The organism is Nguyenibacter vanlangensis (genome assembly GCF_013376155.1).
Classification (GTDB): Bacteria; Pseudomonadota; Alphaproteobacteria; order Acetobacterales; family Acetobacteraceae; genus Gluconacetobacter; species Gluconacetobacter vanlangensis.
This window is the reverse complement of the sequence record NZ_JABXXP010000872.1, coordinates 1-1,054: the sequence shown is the minus strand read 5'-3', so window position 1 is coordinate 1,054 and position 1,054 is coordinate 1. Positions and strand designations below refer to the sequence as shown.

The following is a 1,054-nucleotide window of genomic DNA, read 5'->3' as shown; positions in this document are numbered from 1 at the left end:
GGCGAGTCCGCGCAGGCCGGTACGGTCCCGCCCGGCGGCGAGCAGGGAGCCGCCGAGCGTGCCGCAGGCCATGACGGTGTTCAGCAAACCGTAGCCGTCGGCGCCGAGGTGGAACACGCCGACCGCCATGGTGGAAATGAAGATCGGAAAATTCAGCCCGAAGGTACCGATCAGGAACAGCATCAGGATGATCGTCCTGAGATCGCGGCGCTGCCAGACGTAACGGAACCCGGCCGTCAGCCCGCGCGGCGCCTGCCGGGTGGAAGCGCCCGCCGCCGGATGGGGTTCGCCGCGGCGCAGGACCGTCAGCGACGCCAGGACCGCCAGGAAGGACAGGCCGTTCAGCACGAAAGCCCAGCCGGAGCCGAGGGCGGCGATGCACAGCCCGGCGGCCGCCGGCCCCAGCATGCGGCCCGCATTGAACGAGGTGGAATTGAGCGCGACCGCATTCGGCAGGTCGCCGTCATCCACCAGGTCCGAGACGAAGATCTGCCGCGCCGGGGAATCGAAGGCGGTGACGCAGCCGAAGATCAGGGCGAACAGATCCACCTGCCACAGCCGGACGGCGCCGGTCACGGTCAGGATGCCCAGCCCCAGCGCAAGCGCGCCCATCGTGCCCTGCGTCGCCATCAGCAAGGTGCGGCGCTCCAGCCGGTCGGCCGCATAGCCTGTCCAGGGCAGCAGCAGAAGCTGCGGGCCGAATTGCAGCGCCATGACGATGCCGACCGCGGTGGCGTCGCGATGCGTCAGTTCGGTCAGGACCAGCCAGTCCTGGGCGGTACGCTGCATCCAGGTACCGATATTGGACACCAGCGCGCCGGCCGCCCAGATCCGGTAATTGCGATGACGGAGCGAGCGGAAGAGGTGCGTCACGCCGATGATGGCCTTTCGGGGCTGTTCCAGGGGCAGGGTGGATCAGGAGGGGGCGGATCAGGAGGGGCGGATCAGGATTCAGCAAGCCGTTCCAGCAAAGGCAGGGCACGCGCCAGGTCCGCGCGCTCGGCGGCCGAGAAGTGCGCGGCGAGGATGCCGGCCAGCCAGTCCTCGCGCGCCG

1 protein-coding gene is annotated in these 1,054 nt (G+C 69.5%); it reads right to left on the bottom strand.

Annotation, left to right across the window (positions count from 1 at the left end; translation table 11 throughout):
• The coding region (locus tag HUK84_RS19785) for an MFS transporter (RefSeq protein ID WP_176641731.1) at positions 1-873 on the bottom strand (873 nt) is incomplete at its 3' end.
• Positions 874-1,054 lie beyond the last annotated feature (181 nt).